Origin of the sequence: Achromobacter sp. UMC46 (genome assembly GCF_014170335.1) — a bacterium.
GTDB lineage: Bacteria > Pseudomonadota > Gammaproteobacteria > Burkholderiales > Burkholderiaceae_B > Achromobacter.
Genome location: NZ_LZZS01000026.1, coordinates 268,340 through 282,297 on the forward strand (window position 1 = coordinate 268,340; position 13,958 = coordinate 282,297).

Consider the following 13,958-nt stretch of genomic DNA (forward strand, 5'->3'; position numbering starts at 1 on the left):
AGCGCCCCGTCATGCTGCGCACCCTGCATATCCGCGACTTCGTCATCGTCGAACAGACCGAGATCCATTTCGGCCCCGGCTTCACCGTCTTCTCCGGCGAGACCGGCGCGGGCAAATCCATCCTGATCGACGCGCTGGCGTTGGCGCTGGGCGAACGCGGCGACGCCAGCATGCTGCGCGAAGGCGCGCCGCGCGCCGACATCACGGCGGTGTTCGACACGCCCAAGGCGCTGCACGCCTGGCTGGCCGAACGCGAGATCGACGCCGACGACGAACTGTCGCTGCGCCGCGTCGTCGATGCGCAAGGCCGCAGCCGCGCCTATATCAACGGCACGCCCGCCACCGTGGGCCAACTGCGGGAACTCGGCGACAGCCTGGTCGATATCCACGGCCAGCACGCCCATCAAAGCCTGATGCGCCCCGAGGCCCAGCGCGACCTGCTGGACGCCCACGGCGGCCACGCCGTACTGCGGCAGACGGTCGGCCAAGCCTGGAAGCAATGGCGCGCGCTGGCGCGGCAGCTGGAAGCCGCCGAAAAAGACGCGGCCAGTCTGGCCACCGAACGCGACCGCCTGCAATGGCTGGTCCAAGAACTGGACCAGTTGGCGTTGGGCCCCGACGAATGGGACGCGCTGCAATCCGAGCACACGCGCCTGTCGCACTCCCAATCGCTGCTGGACGGCGCGTCGCAGATCCTGGAAGCGCTGGACGGCGAAGGCGATTCCGCGCATCACCGCATCACGTCGGCCAACCACCGGATCCAGCAGATGCTGCGGCACGACCCCGGCCTGCAAGGCGTGCACGATGAACTGGAATCCGCCCGCATTGCCATCAGCGAAGCGGTGTCTGACCTGAACAATTACGTCAGCCGCGTCGACCTGGACCCCAAGCGCCTGGCCGACGTGGAATCACGGCTGAGCCTGGTGTTCGAGACCGCGCGCAAATTCCGGGTCGAACCCGACGCGCTGTGCGAACTGCGCGACTCGCTGCACGCCGAACTGGCGGCCTTGCAAGCCGCGGGCGACATCGAGGCGTTGCGCGCCCAGTCCACCGACGCCCAGGCGCAATATGATGCCGCGGCCGCCAAGCTGACCGCCGCCCGCCGCAAAGTCGCGAAAGACCTCGGCAAGCAAGTCACGCAGGCCATGCAGACGCTGGCCATGCAGGGCGGCAAGTTCGAGCCCACGCTGGCGGCCGCCGCGCCCTCCGCGCACGGCAACGAGCAGGTCGAATTTCTGGTGGCCGGCCATGCCGGCACCACGCCCCGCCCCCTGGCCAAAGTGGCCTCGGGCGGTGAACTGTCGCGCATCTCGCTGGCGCTGTCCGTCATCGCAAGCCGCGCGGCCCGCGTCCCGACGCTGATTTTCGACGAGGTCGACAGCGGCGTCGGCGGCGCGGTGGCCGAAGCGGTCGGCAAGCTGCTGCGCGAACTGGGCGAACGCCATCAGGTGCTGTGCGTCACCCACCTGCCGCAGGTCGCCGCCTGCGGCAACAACCAGTTCCTGGTCAGCAAGACCGAATCGCGCGGCACCACCCGCTCCAGCATCGAAGCGCTGGACGCCCCGGCCCGGGTCGAAGAGATCGCCCGGATGCTGGGCGGGATCACCCTCACTGCCACCACGCGCGAACACGCCCGCGAAATGCTGGAGGGCTTCGGCCAACCCGCCGCCTGATCGCTATCCGCCTCCCAATAAACCCCGTGGCCGTGCCCGGGGTTTTTTATTTGCCGCCCAACAAAAAGCCCCTTCTAAGGGAAGGGGCTTTGAGACTCACGAGCCCGCGGCGAGCGCGGCCGAAGGCCGTGGGACGGACGCGCGCGGCTTAGCGGCCTTTCAGGCAGCTGCCGCAGATGCCGTACAGCACCATCGCGTGGCTTTCCAGCGCGAAGCCGTTGTCTTTGGCGATCTTTTGCTGCCGCTTTTCGATGTCCGGGTCCGAAAACTCGACCACCTTGCCGCAGTTCGTGCAGATCAGGTGATCGTGGTGATCGCCGTCATTGAGCTCGAACACGGCCTTGCCGCTGTCGAACTGGCTGCGGGCAAGGATGCCTGCCTGTTCGAACTGCGTCAGCACGCGGTAGACGGTCGCCAGGCCGATTTCGACGTTTTCGCCGATCAGCGCGCGATAGACGTCTTCGGCGCTCAGGTGGCGCTGGTCGGATTTACGGAAAATATCAAGAATTTTCAGGCGGGGAAAAGTCGCCTTCAAACCCATGTTCTTCAGTTCGCTTTGGTCGCTCATGGTGTAATCGCTCTCCGTCCGCGTTGGCATGGGCAAGGATGTGGGGCGCGCCGCGAGCCGGCTCCCCTGAATTCATGCCGCCCCGCGGAACTATCCTTATGAAACCTTTATGATAACGGTTTTGTCTGCTTCCAAATAATAGGGGCGCGTAGTGTCCATGATTGCACGAATTCCCTCCCGCTCGCTGAAGACCGGATTGGCCGTTGCCGCCCTGGCCGTCGCCCTTGCCGGCTGCTCCGGGGACAAGTGGGGCTTCCCCTACAAGGCCGGCGTCCAGCAAGGCAACTGGATCACCCAGGAACAAGTCGCCCTGCTGCAGCCCGGCATGACGCGCGAACAGGTGCGTTTTGCGCTCGGCAGCCCCACGCTGACCAGCGTGCTGCACGCCAATCGCTGGGACTACCCGTACTACTACAAGCCCGGCTACGGCGAAGCCCGTGAACGCAAGTTCACCGTCTGGTTCGAAAACGACCGGCTGACCCGCTGGGAGGGCGACAAGCAGCCCGACCTGCAACCCTATCAGCTGAATGCGCCCAGCGCCACGTCCGACGAAAAGTCCGACAAGCGCCTGGACCAGGACGAGGCCCGGCTGAAGGAAGAAGCGGAACAAAAGAAGCGTGATTCGGCCGCTCCGGTCAGCCCGTTGAACCAGTACCCCGGCCAGCCGGGCAACTCGCCCGAGCCGCTGCGCTAACCCCAAGGATTCTCTACATGCGTATTGCAATTGCCGGCGCCAGCGGCCGTATGGGCCAGATGCTGATCGATGCCGTCCTCAAGTCCACCGGCCTGCAACTGACGGTTGCGCTGGACCGCAAGGGCTCGACCGCCCTGGGCCAGGATGCCGGCGCACCGCTGGGCCAACAGACCGGCGTGCTCATCACCGACGACCTCGACGCCCTGGCCCAGGCCGACTGCCTGATCGACTTCACCCGCCCCGAAGGCACGCTCGAGCACTTGCAGGCCTGCGTCAAGCACGGCACGCGCGCCGTGATCGGCACGACGGGCTTCGACGAGAGCGGCCGCGCCGCGATCGATGTCGCCGCGCAGAAGATCGCCATCGTGTTCGCGCCCAACATGAGCGTCGGCGTCAACGCCACGCTCAAGCTGCTGGACATGGCTGCGCGCATCCTGAATTCCGGTTACGACGTCGAAGTGTTCGAAGCGCACCACCGCAACAAGGTCGACGCGCCGTCGGGCACCGCCTTGAAGATGGGCGAAACCATCGCATCGGCCTGGGACGTAGCCCTGCCGGACGTCGCCACCTGGAGCCGCCACGGCGACACCGGCGTGCGCAAGCCCGGCACCATCGGTTTCTCGGTCCTGCGCGGCGGCGACATCGTGGGCGATCACACGGTGTCGTTCTGCGGCATCGGCGAACGCATCGAGATCACCCACCGCTCGGCCAGCCGCGCCACCTACGCGGAAGGCGCGCTGCGCGCCGCGCGCTTCCTGGAAGACAAGCACAACGGCCTGTACGACATGCAATCGGTGCTGGGCCTCTAACGTTCGGCAAACGCAAAAAAGGATCCCTAGGGATCCTTTTTTTTGCTCGCGAAAGGCGGTCTGGCGCGCGTCACCGGCCGTTCAGACCACCACGGGCTCCGGCTCCAGCCTGACGCCATAGCGTTCGGCGACGGCCTGCTGGATCGCGTGCGCCAACCCCATGATGTCCGCCGCCGTGGCCCCGCCGCGGTTCACCAGCACAAGCGCCTGACGGTCGTGCACGCCGGCCGCGCCCAACGCCCGCCCCTTCCAGCCGCATTGATCGATCAGCCAGCCCGCCGCCAGCTTGTAGCGGCCGTCCGGCTGGACGTAGGACACCAGCCCGGGAAAATGCGCCGCCAGGCTGTCACGCACATTGGCCGCCACGATGGGGTTCTTGAAGAAACTGCCTGCATTGCCGGTCACGGCGGGGTCGGGCAGCTTGGCGCGGCGGATCTCGCACACCGCGTCGAAAACGTCGCGAGCCGTCGGCTCGCCTTGCACCAGCCGAGCATGGCGCTGCAGGTCGGGATAGCCCAGCACGGGGCGCCACGGGCGGGGCAACGCGAAGCGCACGCTGACGATGACCCAGCGGCCCGGCGCATCGTGCTTGAACGCGCTGTCGCGATAGGCGAAGCGGCAATCGTCGGCACGCATTTCAACCATGCGCCCGGCCGGCACGTCCCATGCGGTCAGGCTATGGAAGCGCGCGTCGAACTCCACGCCATAAGCGCCGATGTTCTGGACCGGTGCGGCCCCCACCGTTCCGGGGACAAGCGCCAGGTTCTCCAGGCCGTCCCAGCCATTGTCCACGCAAGCCGCAACGAAACCGTGCCAGTTCTCGCCGCCCGCCGCCTCGACCAGCCAGGCATCAGGCCGCGCCTCCAGCAGGCGTACGCCCTTGAACGCCACGCGGGCGACCAGGCCCGGCACCCGCTGGGGCAGCACCACATTGCTACCGCCGCCCAGCACCAGCAGGGAATCGGCCTGCCGCGCCAGATCCGACAACGCGGGCAATTGCGCGGGGTCGTCCAACGTGACGAACGCGCCGGCCTGGGACGCCAGCCCCAGCGTATTCAGCCGGGTCAGGTCTTGGGTGGCGGGGGTCAACGCAACAGGCGCGGCGTTGGTGGCAGCGGGATTTGACATGGGTGCTACTGGCTATGCTATAGTTTTGGTCTTCGCTCATATTACTTGATTGAGTGTTTGGGTTTGATGTTCACGCAACATCGCTCTCATGACAAACTCGAAAAAATCATGTAAGATGCGCGCCTTCTGATCGATAACCAAGTTGATCAGAGTGAATAAGAAAAAGGTTCTGGATCGTTTTTTCAGAATCTACGCGGGAGTAGCTCAGTTGGTAGAGCGCAACCTTGCCAAGGTTGAGGTCGCGAGTTCGAGACTCGTCTCCCGCTCCAAATTCAGATTTGCAGCGTTTTCCTGAAAATTCTGCGAATCATTAAAAAGGGCCTGCGGGCCCTTTTTTCATGCCCGCTCAATACGCATGCACAGCGCATGCACAGCGCATGCATGGCGCACATGCATGCCGCACGAGCACCACAGGCGCGGCGCATTGCCGCACATCGCGGTACATTCCCGGGCATGCCGCGCTCCCATACCCCCGCCTTCAATCCATTGCTTGCTGTCTTATCCGGCCTGTCCCTGGTCGCGGGCGTTATCGCGGGCATTGCCGGCCTCGCCACGAATTCCACGGGTGGCATGTTCCCGAATCTGGCCTTGGCGCTGGGGTTGATGGGGCTGGGCCTGGGCAACGCCATTTCGTTCCTCTGCAATCTGCTGGCCTGGCGGCTGGGCGCGCGCTTGCGGTGGCTGCGGATCGTGCTGATCCTCCAAGCCCTGCCCACCATCGCCTTTGCCGCCATCGCATGCAAAGCCGTCTGGGACAACTTGCAGGACCGCCGCAGCCACCAGCAACGCGGCGCCGTCTGGAACGCGGTGCGCAGCGACGACGTCGCCGCCCTGACCTTGGCGCGGCAATCCTGCGGCACGGCATGCCGCGAAGGAATCACCGACCAGGGCCTGCTGATGAACGCGACCATGGCGCGCGCCCATCAAGTGGCCAGCCACCTGATCGCGCAAGGCGCGACGGTCAGCGCCAGCCTGACCGCGCCCTCTATGGACCTGCACACCTGCGAAGGCCGGTACCTGCCGGCGCTTTCCGCCTTGAGCGTCGCGGTCGCGCAGCGCGACGACGCGCTCGTGGCCCTGCTGCTGCCCGCAAGCGACATGGCGGCGCGGCGCGAGGCCATGTGGACAGCGGCGATGCTCGACCGCCTGGACACCGTGAAGGCGCTCGCCGCCAACGGCGTGCCGCTGACCTTGCGCGGCAAGACCCTGGACCAGAACGACACCCTGCTCGTGGCGGCCGCAAGCGGCGCCGCGACGACAGTCGGCCGATGGCTCATCGACACGCAGGGCTTGCCGGTAGACGCCATCATCAACGGACCCGATCCCTACCCCGGCACGGCCCCCATCGCCGCGCTGTCCGATTTCATGCGCGATACGCAATCGCCGCGCGCAGCCGAGTTCCTGCGCCTGCTGCGCGCGCATGGCGCGGATCTGGACGCCCGGCCTCGCAACGGCGCCTCCGCGCTTGAGGAGGCCGTGCGCATCGGCAGAAAGCCGGTCGCGGCCCAATTGATCGACGCGGGCGCGGACCCGGCCCGCTTGCCGTCCGCGGCGCGAGCGCGTCTGGCCGAGCTGCTGGCCGGCCCGGACGAGCCGGCATTTCCCAAACGCCGGACGGATTGCGTTCCCCCCTGAGTTGCCGGATATCAAACCTTAGACGGACTCGGGCGCTGGCCGGGGCGCAGCCCTCCGCCTTGCTGGGCATAATCGACGGTCTTGCCGGCCGCGCGTGACGCACGCGCTCGCCGCCAACCCCCAAGGAGGCCAGCGCCATGATGGGAATCCGCCGCGCAGTGCTGCTGCACCGTTTGAAAACCGCCAGCTACGCGATCGGTTCGGTCGTCTTGATCAGCTGGGTCACCGATGCGCTGAACGAAGGGCTCATGTTCAAGCCCGTGCTGCGCTACTTCTACCCGGCCGCGGTTGAAAACTACCTGCACCCGTTCACCGACCGCCCCAGCCTGATGATCTGGCTGATGCCCTTGCTGTTGGCGTTGCTGCTGATGTTCGTGTCTTCGATGATGACGGTGCATCACTTCAAACGACGCGTCCTTTACCGGATGAGCCCACCGGTCGCCTCTCCGAAACCGGACCACCTGATCACGCTTGCGACCGGCGACCAGACGTTGCGCGACCTTCCGCCCGACGCGCGAGGCCCCACGCTGCATGCGCTGTACCGGCAAGCCGGCGACCTGGCGCCACTGGAAGCCGCTTGCGCCGCCGCCGGCATCACGCTGCATGCGCGCCCCCTGCCCGATACCGCAGACATCCGCCAGCTGACTCTGCGGCTTGACCGGATCCTCGCGCAGATACGCCGCAAGGCGGGCCCTGCCGCGAGCATCGCATTCGACCTGAGCAGCCTGTCGCCGGAACTGGCCAGCGCGGCTACGATCGCGTGCCTGGAAAACAGCGTGATGCTGTGCTATCTGGACACGCAAAAGCAGCTGCGCGCGCACCGCGTCATTTGTGAAATAAGCGATTGAGGACGCGGCCCCGATCATGAAATCCGGGCCCGCGCCCCTCGCCGCGTGCAAACTTTTAAAATTTCTGTATACTTCCGCCTCTCTTGCAAAGAACAACGTTTCGGGTTGCACAAATCCAGATGTTTTCAGCGCGGGAAAATGCGGGAGTAGCTCAGTTGGTAGAGCGCAACCTTGCCAAGGTTGAGGTCGCGAGTTCGAGACTCGTCTCCCGCTCCACATTCAAAAAGGCCCAGACTTCGGTTTGGGCCTTTTGCTTTGTATTCGGGTTTAGCAATGGCGGATTTAGCAAAGAGGACATAGGCGATGGACAGCGTATTAATCCTGCTGATGGTGGCCTTGGCATGGCAAGTGTTGCGCGTGCGCTACCAGCGCGCGCGCATCGCCTTGCTGGGGCGGCATTTGGGCAGCTTGCAGCTTGAGCGTCACATGGAAACGTTGACGCAAGGCTACTCCCGCGCCATTCGCGAAGAATCCGAATCGCGCCAGCTGCAGGTGCTGGAAACTTTTGCCCAGACCGAACGCGCCATGGCATCACAGGCAAACTCGCTGGCCAACGCGATGCAAAAGGAAAGCCCGCAGGCCGCTCGCGTATCCACGCTCTCGCTTTGCGTGCCGTACATCGAACGCTTTGTTCCTGCGGCAACCCGGGATTTTCGTGAACTGCTGCACATCCACGCAGCCGGCCTGCGTCACGTCGTGGACAACGAAGATCACCTGGACGCGAAAGCCCGCGCGTTCCAACTCTCGGCAGAGCTATATCTGCTGCAGCACAGCTGCCATTGGTTCTGCAAATCTCGCGCAGTGGCCGATGCGCGATTGATGCTGCGGCATCAGGTCAACCATCAAAAAGTGCTGGAATCGGTATCTGCGGCGACCCGCTACGCCTATCAGCAATGGCAGCGTGGCGATAAACGCTAACTCCGCCTGCCCCTTTTCCACACAAGCCAAAATTTTCGTGTATAATTGCTGTCTTTGGTGGAGACGGGTTCAGCGATAACTTCAAACAACCAGCAAGCAGAGAGCAAGCGAAAAGCAGCAAAAAGCTTCTGCAGACCTTCACCAAACATGCAGCGATGCATGCGGTACTGAAATAATGCGGTATTGAAATACTGCGGTACTGAAATAGGTACCAAGCAATACAGCAGTACAAAGCGGGAGTAGCTCAGTTGGTAGAGCGCAACCTTGCCAAGGTTGAGGTCGCGAGTTCGAGACTCGTCTCCCGCTCCAAATACAAAAAGGAAGCAACGGCCAACACCGCGCTTCCTTTTTTCTTGCAAGTGCTGGCGCAATGGCAGAGTGGTCATGCAGCGGATTGCAAATCCGTGTACGTCGGTTCGATTCCGGCTTGCGCCTCCAGCATCTTTTCCCCCCTCCCCCCCAGCATCTCGTTACGCATCCCTACGCGCTGTCAATCGAATGATTGCTATGGTGACGCCGTTTTCATTTGACGTCGAACCCATGCACCGCATTCTGAATTCCCGCGCCTGTTCCCCCTTGCTCGTCTTATCGACCGCCGCGCTGCTGTCGCTTGCGCCGCTGGCGGCCGAAGCCGATTCCGACCGCCACCACCATCGCCACGGCCGCGAGTACAAAGAGAAGTATTGGGAAGGCAATTGCCGGGTCGAGCGCAAATGGAAGCGCAACGGCGAGTATCAGGAAAAGCGCAAGTGCCGTGACGATTATCATCAGGGCTACATGGCGCCGCCGCAGGTCATCATGCCCATGGCGGCGCCCGCGATCATCATCAACCCGCCCCCCATCATCATCCGGCCCTGAACATGGATCAATCGGTGAAGGACGCCATCGCCCGCTGGCCCGACGTGCCGGCAGTCTTCGGCTGGCTGTCGCTGGACGGCCGTGGCCGCTGGCGCCTGCATCCGCAAGGCCTCGCCACGCAAGGCGGCGAGGGAGAATCCATCACCAATACCCAGATCCTGGAATTCATCAACCGCAACTACGGGCATGACGACGCGGGCAGATGGTTCTTTCAAAACGGGCCGCAGCGCGTCTTCCTGCGCCTGGACGCGGCCCCATTCGTGCTGCGGTTAAGCGACGACAACCGCCGCTTGCTCACCCACACGAATGCGCCGGTCGAGTCCGTCAGCGGATGGTGGCTGGACGATGCGGGCCAGCTGTACGCAATGACGCCGGCCGGCGGCGGCATCGTGCTGGACCGAGATCTGCCCGCGCTGCTGGAAAAACTGGTGCCGGGCCACGGCGCGTCCTTGCTCGACGCGTTGGCCGACCTGGCGCCGGGCCAGGTGATACAGGCCTCATGGCCGGACGTCTACCCGGCCGTGCCGCTGCGGGCCATTGCCGGACAGGACGTCGCGCAAGCTCTGGGATTCGATCCCAACCCCCGCGCGCCGCAAGACTGATCCGACCAAGCCGGCGTCAACGGTCAGAACATGCCGTTGGTGTTGGCGGACTGCTCGGGAATGGGCTGCACCGCATCCCAATGCTCGACGATCTTGCCCTGCTCCAGACGGAAAATATCGATGATGGCGTTGCCCCGCGTGCCAGGTTCGCGCACCGCGTGCACATGCAGGATCACATAATCGCCATCGGTGAAGGCGCGCTTGATCTCGCTATGCGACTTCGGGAATTTATCGCGCAGAAAGGCGACGAACTTGCGGAAGCCCTCCGGGCCGTCGGCCGCGTTCGGGTTGTGCTGCACATAGCGGTCGCCCACATATTTCAGCGCGGCATCCGCATCCTTCTGGTTCAGCCCCTTTTCGTAGAAGGCCAGCACCGCGGCCTTGTTGGCGGCCTCTTGTTCGGGGCTTGCCTGGACGGCGGGCGACAAAGCCGCGGCAAACAGCAACGCGCCCGCGGCGCGTCGGATCAATCGCATCGAAACAATCATCAAGACTCCTGAACGGAAAAAGGGCGGCCGGCTCATTCTATGAGCCGGCCGCCCCGTCGACCATGACCGCCTCGGTAGACAGTCTGGTGCGCGCAGCGATCAGCCGAGGCCGCTCTTGACCAGCGCGAACTTGCCGTCGCCCAGCAGCGCCAGCACGGCGGCGCCCACGGTCAGGAAGATCGGGTATTCCCAGCCACCGCCAGCGTTGCCGAAGCCCCAGCCATTGCCGAAATGGACGGTCGAGGCCACGAACAGCTGCACCACCGCGATGGCGGCGACCCAGCGCGGCACGATGCCCAGGATCAGCAGCGCGCCCGCGGCGACCTCGAAGAACGTGACCGGGTAGGCCAGCCAGCCGGCAAAACCGATCTTGGCGAAGAATTGCGCGGTGCCGGGCAGCGTGAACACCAGCAGCTTGGTCAGGCCGTGGGCCAGGAACATGACGCCAAGGGCGACACGCAGCAAGAGCGCGGCGTAGGGCGCGGTACGGGTATCAATCATTGCGCTCTCCTTGAGCGGTTCGGGAATCGCCCGATACGGGAAGATTCATCTTGGCCGCTATTCTTGCGATTCCAAAAACAAAGATAAACATGCAGAATTGCAAATTATTGTTCCCCGTTAGGAAACAATCTTGGACACCCATACCGCTATGCAGACCTTCGCCAAGGTCGTGGAACTGGGCTCATTCGCGGCCGCGGCCGACAAGATGGGGCAAGCCCGGTCCGTCGTGACCCGGCAGATCGCCTATCTGGAACAGAAGTACGGCGTGCGCCTGTTGAACCGCACCACGCGCAAGCTCAGCATGACCGACGCGGGCCGCGCGTTCTATGACCGCGTGCGCCCGATCCTGGCCGAAGTGGCCGACCTGGAGCTGTCGCTGCAGGCCGAAGGCCAGCGCCCCAGCGGCCGCCTGCGGGTCAGTGCGCCAGTGTCGTTCGGCATCCTGCACCTGGGCCCCGCCATCGCCGAGTATCTGCAGCGCTACCCCGACGTCGTCATCGACCTGGACCTGAACGACCGGGTCGTGGACCTGGTCGAAGACGGGTTCGACGTGGCCGTGCGCATCGGCCCGCTGCTGGATTCGTCGCTGGTGGCGCGCCCGCTGGCGCCGCAACAATTGCTGGTCTGCGCGGCGCCCGCCTATCTGAAGCGCCACGGCACGCCCAAGACGCCGGAAGACCTGAAGCAGCACCGCTGCCTGCATTACGCCTACGCCAGCACCGGCAACGAATGGCATTTCGAGAAAGACGGCGTCACGCATCTGGTCCGTGTGAACGCGGCGCTGCGCGCCAACAACGGCGATGTGCTGCGCACCGCTTCGCTGGCCGGGCACGGGGTCATTCTGCAGCCCGAATTCCTGGTGGGGGACGACATCCGCGCCGGGCGGCTCGTGACGCTGCTGGCCGACTACGCGCACACTCCGATCTCGATGTACGCCATCTATCCCCACCGGCGGTTCCTGTCGCCCAAGGTGCGCTCTTTCGTCGAGCACCTGGAAGCGCGCTTCGGCAACCCGGCCCCGTCTGCCCCCGGGCGGCGCGCCAGTCCCCGCCGCAGCCGTTAGAATCCTACCCATGACCGCCAAACCGTCCATCGAATACTTCCCCGCCCCTCGTCGTTCACTTTTCTGCAGCCAGTGCGGCACGCCCGTCAACCGCCGGGTGCCGGAAGGCGACAACCGTGAACGCGACATCTGCGATCACTGCGGCGCGATCCACTATCAGAACCCGCGTCTGGTGGTCGGCACGGTCCCGGTCTGGGAAAATCGCATCCTGCTTTGCCGGCGCGCGATCGAACCGCGCTACAACACCTGGACGCTGCCCGCGGGCTTCATGGAGCTGGGCGAGAGCACCGCGCAAGGCGCCGCCCGCGAAACGCTGGAGGAATCCGGCGCGCGCATCCAGCTGGGCGAGCTCTACACCCTGATCGACCTGCCCCAGATCGACCAGGTACACGTGTTCTATATGGCCCAGGCGCTAGGCCCCGAACTGGACCCCGGCCCGGAAAGCCTGGAGGCCCGCTGGTACGACGAAGCCGAGATCCCTTGGGATGATCTGGCGTTCCGCACCGTCGCCACGACGCTGCGGCACTATTTCGAAGACCGCAAGCAAGGCGTCTTCGTCCCCCACCACTACACCCTAGAATCGCACCGTTGAAGCTGCCCTGGCTTGCCGCCGACACTCCGTTTCCGCCAGCGGAATTCGCGCTGACGGACCCTGACGGCCTGCTGGCGGCGGGCGCGGATCTATCCCAAGAGCGGTTGATACAGGCCTATTCCAACGGCATCTTCCCCTGGTATTCGGAAGGCGAACCCGTGCTGTGGTGGAGCCCCGACCCCCGCATGGTGCTGACGCTGACGGACTTTTCCCCGTCGCATTCGCTGCGCAAGCTACTGCGCCAGATCGCCAGCCATGAACACGACGCCTCGCCCCGGGTGCAGGTGCGCGTGGATACCGTTTTCCCCCAGGTGATGGCGCATTGCGCCGCACCGCGCGACGGCCAGCCCGGCACCTGGATCACCAGCGCCATGCAGCAGGCCTACGCCGGCTGGCATCAGGCCGGATACGTGCACAGCATCGAAACCTGGATGGACGGCGAGCTGGCGGGCGGCCTGTACGGCATCAGCCTGGGCGGCATGTTCTTCGGCGAATCCATGTTCACCCGCGTGCCCAACGCCTCGAAGATCGCGCTGGCCTACCTGGTGCGCTACCTGAGCCACTTTGGTGTGGCCTGCATCGATTGCCAACAGCAGACGCGGCACTTGGCCAGCCTGGGCGCCCGCCCGATCTCGCGGAGCCGCTTCCTGCAGCACGTACGCCAGGCGACGGCGCAAGCGCCCATTCCATGGACACGAGGAATCCTGGACAGCGGCGGGTGCCTGTGGCCCGATGCCGCATCCGACGCCGACTTAGGCGTTAATATGTAGCCATCCCGTCGCGGACTTGCCGTCGCGATGCGTAATCCCTCATGAGCCAGCTCAAAGAACTTCCCTTCTCCACGCTGCAGTTCTACGCAACCGCTCCCTACCCTTGCAGTTATCTGCCAGGTCGACAGGCTCGGTCGCAGGTCGCCGCGCCCGGCCATCTGATCAACGCGGGCACGTATTCGCAACTGGTCGAACAAGGCTTCCGCCGCAGCGGGCTGTTCACCTACCGCCCCCATTGCGACAACTGCCAGGCCTGCGTGCCCGTGCGTGTCGACGCCGCCGGGTTCGCGCCCAACCGCAGCCAGCGCCGCGCGTGGCGCGCCCACCAGGACCTGCAATCTTTCGTCGCTGAACTGGCGTGGTCGCCCGAGCATTACCGGCTGTATACGCGTTATCAACAGGGCCGGCACCCGGGCGGCGGCATGGACGAAGACAGCCGCACCCAATATGCGCAGTTCCTGCTGACCAGCCGCGTGAACACGCGCCTGGTGGAATTCCGCGACCCCGACGGGGTGCTGATGATGGTGTCCATCATCGACGTGCTGGATGACGGCCTGTCGTCGGTCTACACGTTCTACGATCCGGACGTCGAAGGCAGCCTGGGCACCTACAGCATCCTGTGGCAGATCGAGCAGTGCCGCAACCTGAACCTGCCCTGGCTGTACCTGGGCTACTGGATCAAGGACAGCCGCAAAATGTCCTATAAGTCCAGCTTCCATCCCGCGCAATTCCTGGCCGACGGCGAATGGCGCGACCAGGTTGTTCCGTCCCCCTGATTTCTCCCGCCCGGGGCGGCCGCAAGGCCGGTGAA

General features: G+C 64.7%; 16 protein-coding genes and 4 tRNA genes. 16 read left to right on the forward strand and 4 right to left on the reverse strand.

The window, feature by feature from the left end:
• Positions 1-11 precede the first annotated feature (11 nt).
• Positions 12-1,673 (forward strand): DNA repair protein RecN, encoded by a 1,662-nt coding sequence (gene recN, locus A9973_RS19565; RefSeq protein ID WP_183015346.1) that lies wholly within the window; start codon positions 12-14, stop codon positions 1,671-1,673.
• Between the two features lie 148 nt (positions 1,674-1,821).
• On the opposite strand, the gene fur is transcribed toward recN, so the two are convergent.
• A complete protein-coding gene (gene fur / locus A9973_RS19570; RefSeq protein ID WP_006223539.1) occupies positions 1,822-2,241 on the reverse strand; it encodes a ferric iron uptake transcriptional regulator in 420 nt (139 codons plus the stop codon).
• 157 nt (positions 2,242-2,398) lie between these two features.
• On the opposite strand from fur, the gene A9973_RS19575 reads away from it, so the two are divergent.
• Complete coding sequence (locus A9973_RS19575; protein WP_183015347.1) at positions 2,399-2,935, forward strand: outer membrane protein assembly factor BamE; 537 nt, start codon at positions 2,399-2,401, stop codon at positions 2,933-2,935.
• Positions 2,936-2,952: 17 nt separating this feature from the next.
• Complete coding sequence (dapB, locus tag A9973_RS19580; RefSeq protein ID WP_183015348.1) at positions 2,953-3,744, forward strand: 4-hydroxy-tetrahydrodipicolinate reductase; 792 nt, start codon at positions 2,953-2,955, stop codon at positions 3,742-3,744.
• A gap of 81 nt (positions 3,745-3,825) precedes the next feature.
• Here dapB and murB read toward each other — a convergent pair whose 3' ends face one another.
• Positions 3,826-4,872: a UDP-N-acetylmuramate dehydrogenase gene (gene murB / locus A9973_RS19585; protein WP_183015349.1), complete on the reverse strand. Its 1,047-nt coding sequence runs from the start codon at positions 4,870-4,872 to the stop codon at positions 3,826-3,828.
• 193 nt (positions 4,873-5,065) lie between these two features.
• On the opposite strand from murB, the gene A9973_RS19590 reads away from it, so the two are divergent.
• From A9973_RS19590 to A9973_RS19630, 9 genes are all read left to right on the forward strand, one after another.
• A tRNA-Gly gene (locus tag A9973_RS19590) sits at positions 5,066-5,141 on the forward strand.
• 184 nt (positions 5,142-5,325) lie between these two features.
• On the forward strand, positions 5,326-6,507 hold the full coding sequence (locus A9973_RS19595; RefSeq protein WP_183015350.1) for a hypothetical protein: 1,182 nt from the start codon (positions 5,326-5,328) through the stop codon (positions 6,505-6,507).
• A 137-nt stretch (positions 6,508-6,644) separates the two neighbouring features.
• Positions 6,645-7,355: a hypothetical protein gene (locus A9973_RS19600; protein ID WP_183015351.1), complete on the forward strand. Its 711-nt coding sequence runs from the start codon at positions 6,645-6,647 to the stop codon at positions 7,353-7,355.
• A gap of 140 nt (positions 7,356-7,495) precedes the next feature.
• Positions 7,496-7,571 (forward strand) — tRNA-Gly (locus tag A9973_RS19605).
• Between the two features lie 87 nt (positions 7,572-7,658).
• A complete protein-coding gene (locus tag A9973_RS19610) occupies positions 7,659-8,273 on the forward strand; it encodes a hypothetical protein (protein WP_183015352.1) in 615 nt (204 codons plus the stop codon).
• A 233-nt stretch (positions 8,274-8,506) separates the two neighbouring features.
• Positions 8,507-8,582, forward strand: a tRNA-Gly gene (locus tag A9973_RS19615).
• A 55-nt stretch (positions 8,583-8,637) separates the two neighbouring features.
• Positions 8,638-8,711, forward strand: a tRNA-Cys gene (locus tag A9973_RS19620).
• A gap of 102 nt (positions 8,712-8,813) precedes the next feature.
• Complete coding sequence (locus A9973_RS19625; RefSeq protein ID WP_255469223.1) at positions 8,814-9,131, forward strand: hypothetical protein; 318 nt, start codon at positions 8,814-8,816, stop codon at positions 9,129-9,131.
• Positions 9,132-9,133: 2 nt separating this feature from the next.
• Positions 9,134-9,733, forward strand: coding sequence for a DUF2946 family protein (locus A9973_RS19630; protein ID WP_183015354.1), 600 nt, complete (start codon positions 9,134-9,136; stop codon positions 9,731-9,733).
• A 23-nt stretch (positions 9,734-9,756) separates the two neighbouring features.
• Here the strand turns inward: A9973_RS19630 and A9973_RS19635 are convergent, their stop codons facing one another.
• Positions 9,757-10,209 (reverse strand): nuclear transport factor 2 family protein, encoded by a 453-nt coding sequence (locus A9973_RS19635; RefSeq protein ID WP_255469224.1) that lies wholly within the window; start codon positions 10,207-10,209, stop codon positions 9,757-9,759.
• A 111-nt stretch (positions 10,210-10,320) separates the two neighbouring features.
• Positions 10,321-10,722 carry a DoxX family protein gene (locus tag A9973_RS19640; RefSeq protein ID WP_183015356.1) on the reverse strand — a complete coding sequence of 134 codons (402 nt, stop codon included), beginning with the start codon at positions 10,720-10,722 and terminating at the stop codon, positions 10,321-10,323.
• Between the two features lie 130 nt (positions 10,723-10,852).
• On the opposite strand from A9973_RS19640, the gene A9973_RS19645 reads away from it, so the two are divergent.
• From A9973_RS19645 to A9973_RS19660, 4 genes are read left to right on the forward strand one after another with little or no spacing between them, the layout of a single operon-like run.
• Positions 10,853-11,785, forward strand: a complete 933-nt coding sequence (locus A9973_RS19645) for a LysR family transcriptional regulator (RefSeq protein WP_183015357.1) — start codon at positions 10,853-10,855, stop codon at positions 11,783-11,785.
• A 10-nt stretch (positions 11,786-11,795) separates the two neighbouring features.
• Positions 11,796-12,377: an NUDIX hydrolase gene (locus A9973_RS19650; RefSeq protein WP_183015358.1), complete on the forward strand. Its 582-nt coding sequence runs from the start codon at positions 11,796-11,798 to the stop codon at positions 12,375-12,377.
• The gene (aat, locus tag A9973_RS19655) at positions 12,374-13,147 is read left to right on the forward strand and encodes a leucyl/phenylalanyl-tRNA--protein transferase (RefSeq protein ID WP_183015359.1); all 774 of its coding nucleotides are present in this window, start codon (positions 12,374-12,376) and stop codon (positions 13,145-13,147) included. Before A9973_RS19650 ends, aat begins: the two co-directional genes overlap by 4 nt.
• A gap of 41 nt (positions 13,148-13,188) precedes the next feature.
• Entirely contained in the window at positions 13,189-13,923 is a 735-nt protein-coding gene (locus A9973_RS19660; RefSeq protein WP_183015360.1) for an arginyltransferase, read from the forward strand.
• The last annotated feature ends 35 nt before the right edge of the window (positions 13,924-13,958 follow it).

What these genes read in the sequence shown, in the direction of transcription:
- recN (WP_183015346.1), top strand. Translation starts at nt 12, where the DNA reads ATGCTGCGCACCCTGCATATCCGCGACTTCGTCATCGTCGAACAGACC.
- fur (WP_006223539.1), bottom strand. Translation starts at nt 2,241, where the DNA reads ATGAGCGACCAAAGCGAACTGAAGAACATGGGTTTGAAGGCGACTTTT.
- A9973_RS19575 (WP_183015347.1), top strand. Translation starts at nt 2,399, where the DNA reads ATGATTGCACGAATTCCCTCCCGCTCGCTGAAGACCGGATTGGCCGTT.
- dapB (WP_183015348.1), top strand. Translation starts at nt 2,953, where the DNA reads ATGCGTATTGCAATTGCCGGCGCCAGCGGCCGTATGGGCCAGATGCTG.
- murB (WP_183015349.1), bottom strand. Translation starts at nt 4,872, where the DNA reads ATGTCAAATCCCGCTGCCACCAACGCCGCGCCTGTTGCGTTGACCCCC.
- A9973_RS19595 (WP_183015350.1), top strand. Translation starts at nt 5,326, where the DNA reads ATGCCGCGCTCCCATACCCCCGCCTTCAATCCATTGCTTGCTGTCTTA.
- A9973_RS19600 (WP_183015351.1), top strand. Translation starts at nt 6,645, where the DNA reads ATGATGGGAATCCGCCGCGCAGTGCTGCTGCACCGTTTGAAAACCGCC.
- A9973_RS19610 (WP_183015352.1), top strand. Translation starts at nt 7,659, where the DNA reads ATGGACAGCGTATTAATCCTGCTGATGGTGGCCTTGGCATGGCAAGTG.
- A9973_RS19625 (WP_255469223.1), top strand. Translation starts at nt 8,814, where the DNA reads ATGCACCGCATTCTGAATTCCCGCGCCTGTTCCCCCTTGCTCGTCTTA.
- A9973_RS19630 (WP_183015354.1), top strand. Translation starts at nt 9,134, where the DNA reads ATGGATCAATCGGTGAAGGACGCCATCGCCCGCTGGCCCGACGTGCCG.
- A9973_RS19635 (WP_255469224.1), bottom strand. Translation starts at nt 10,209, where the DNA reads ATGCGATTGATCCGACGCGCCGCGGGCGCGTTGCTGTTTGCCGCGGCT.
- A9973_RS19640 (WP_183015356.1), bottom strand. Translation starts at nt 10,722, where the DNA reads ATGATTGATACCCGTACCGCGCCCTACGCCGCGCTCTTGCTGCGTGTC.
- A9973_RS19650 (WP_183015358.1), top strand. Translation starts at nt 11,796, where the DNA reads ATGACCGCCAAACCGTCCATCGAATACTTCCCCGCCCCTCGTCGTTCA.
- A9973_RS19660 (WP_183015360.1), top strand. Translation starts at nt 13,189, where the DNA reads ATGAGCCAGCTCAAAGAACTTCCCTTCTCCACGCTGCAGTTCTACGCA.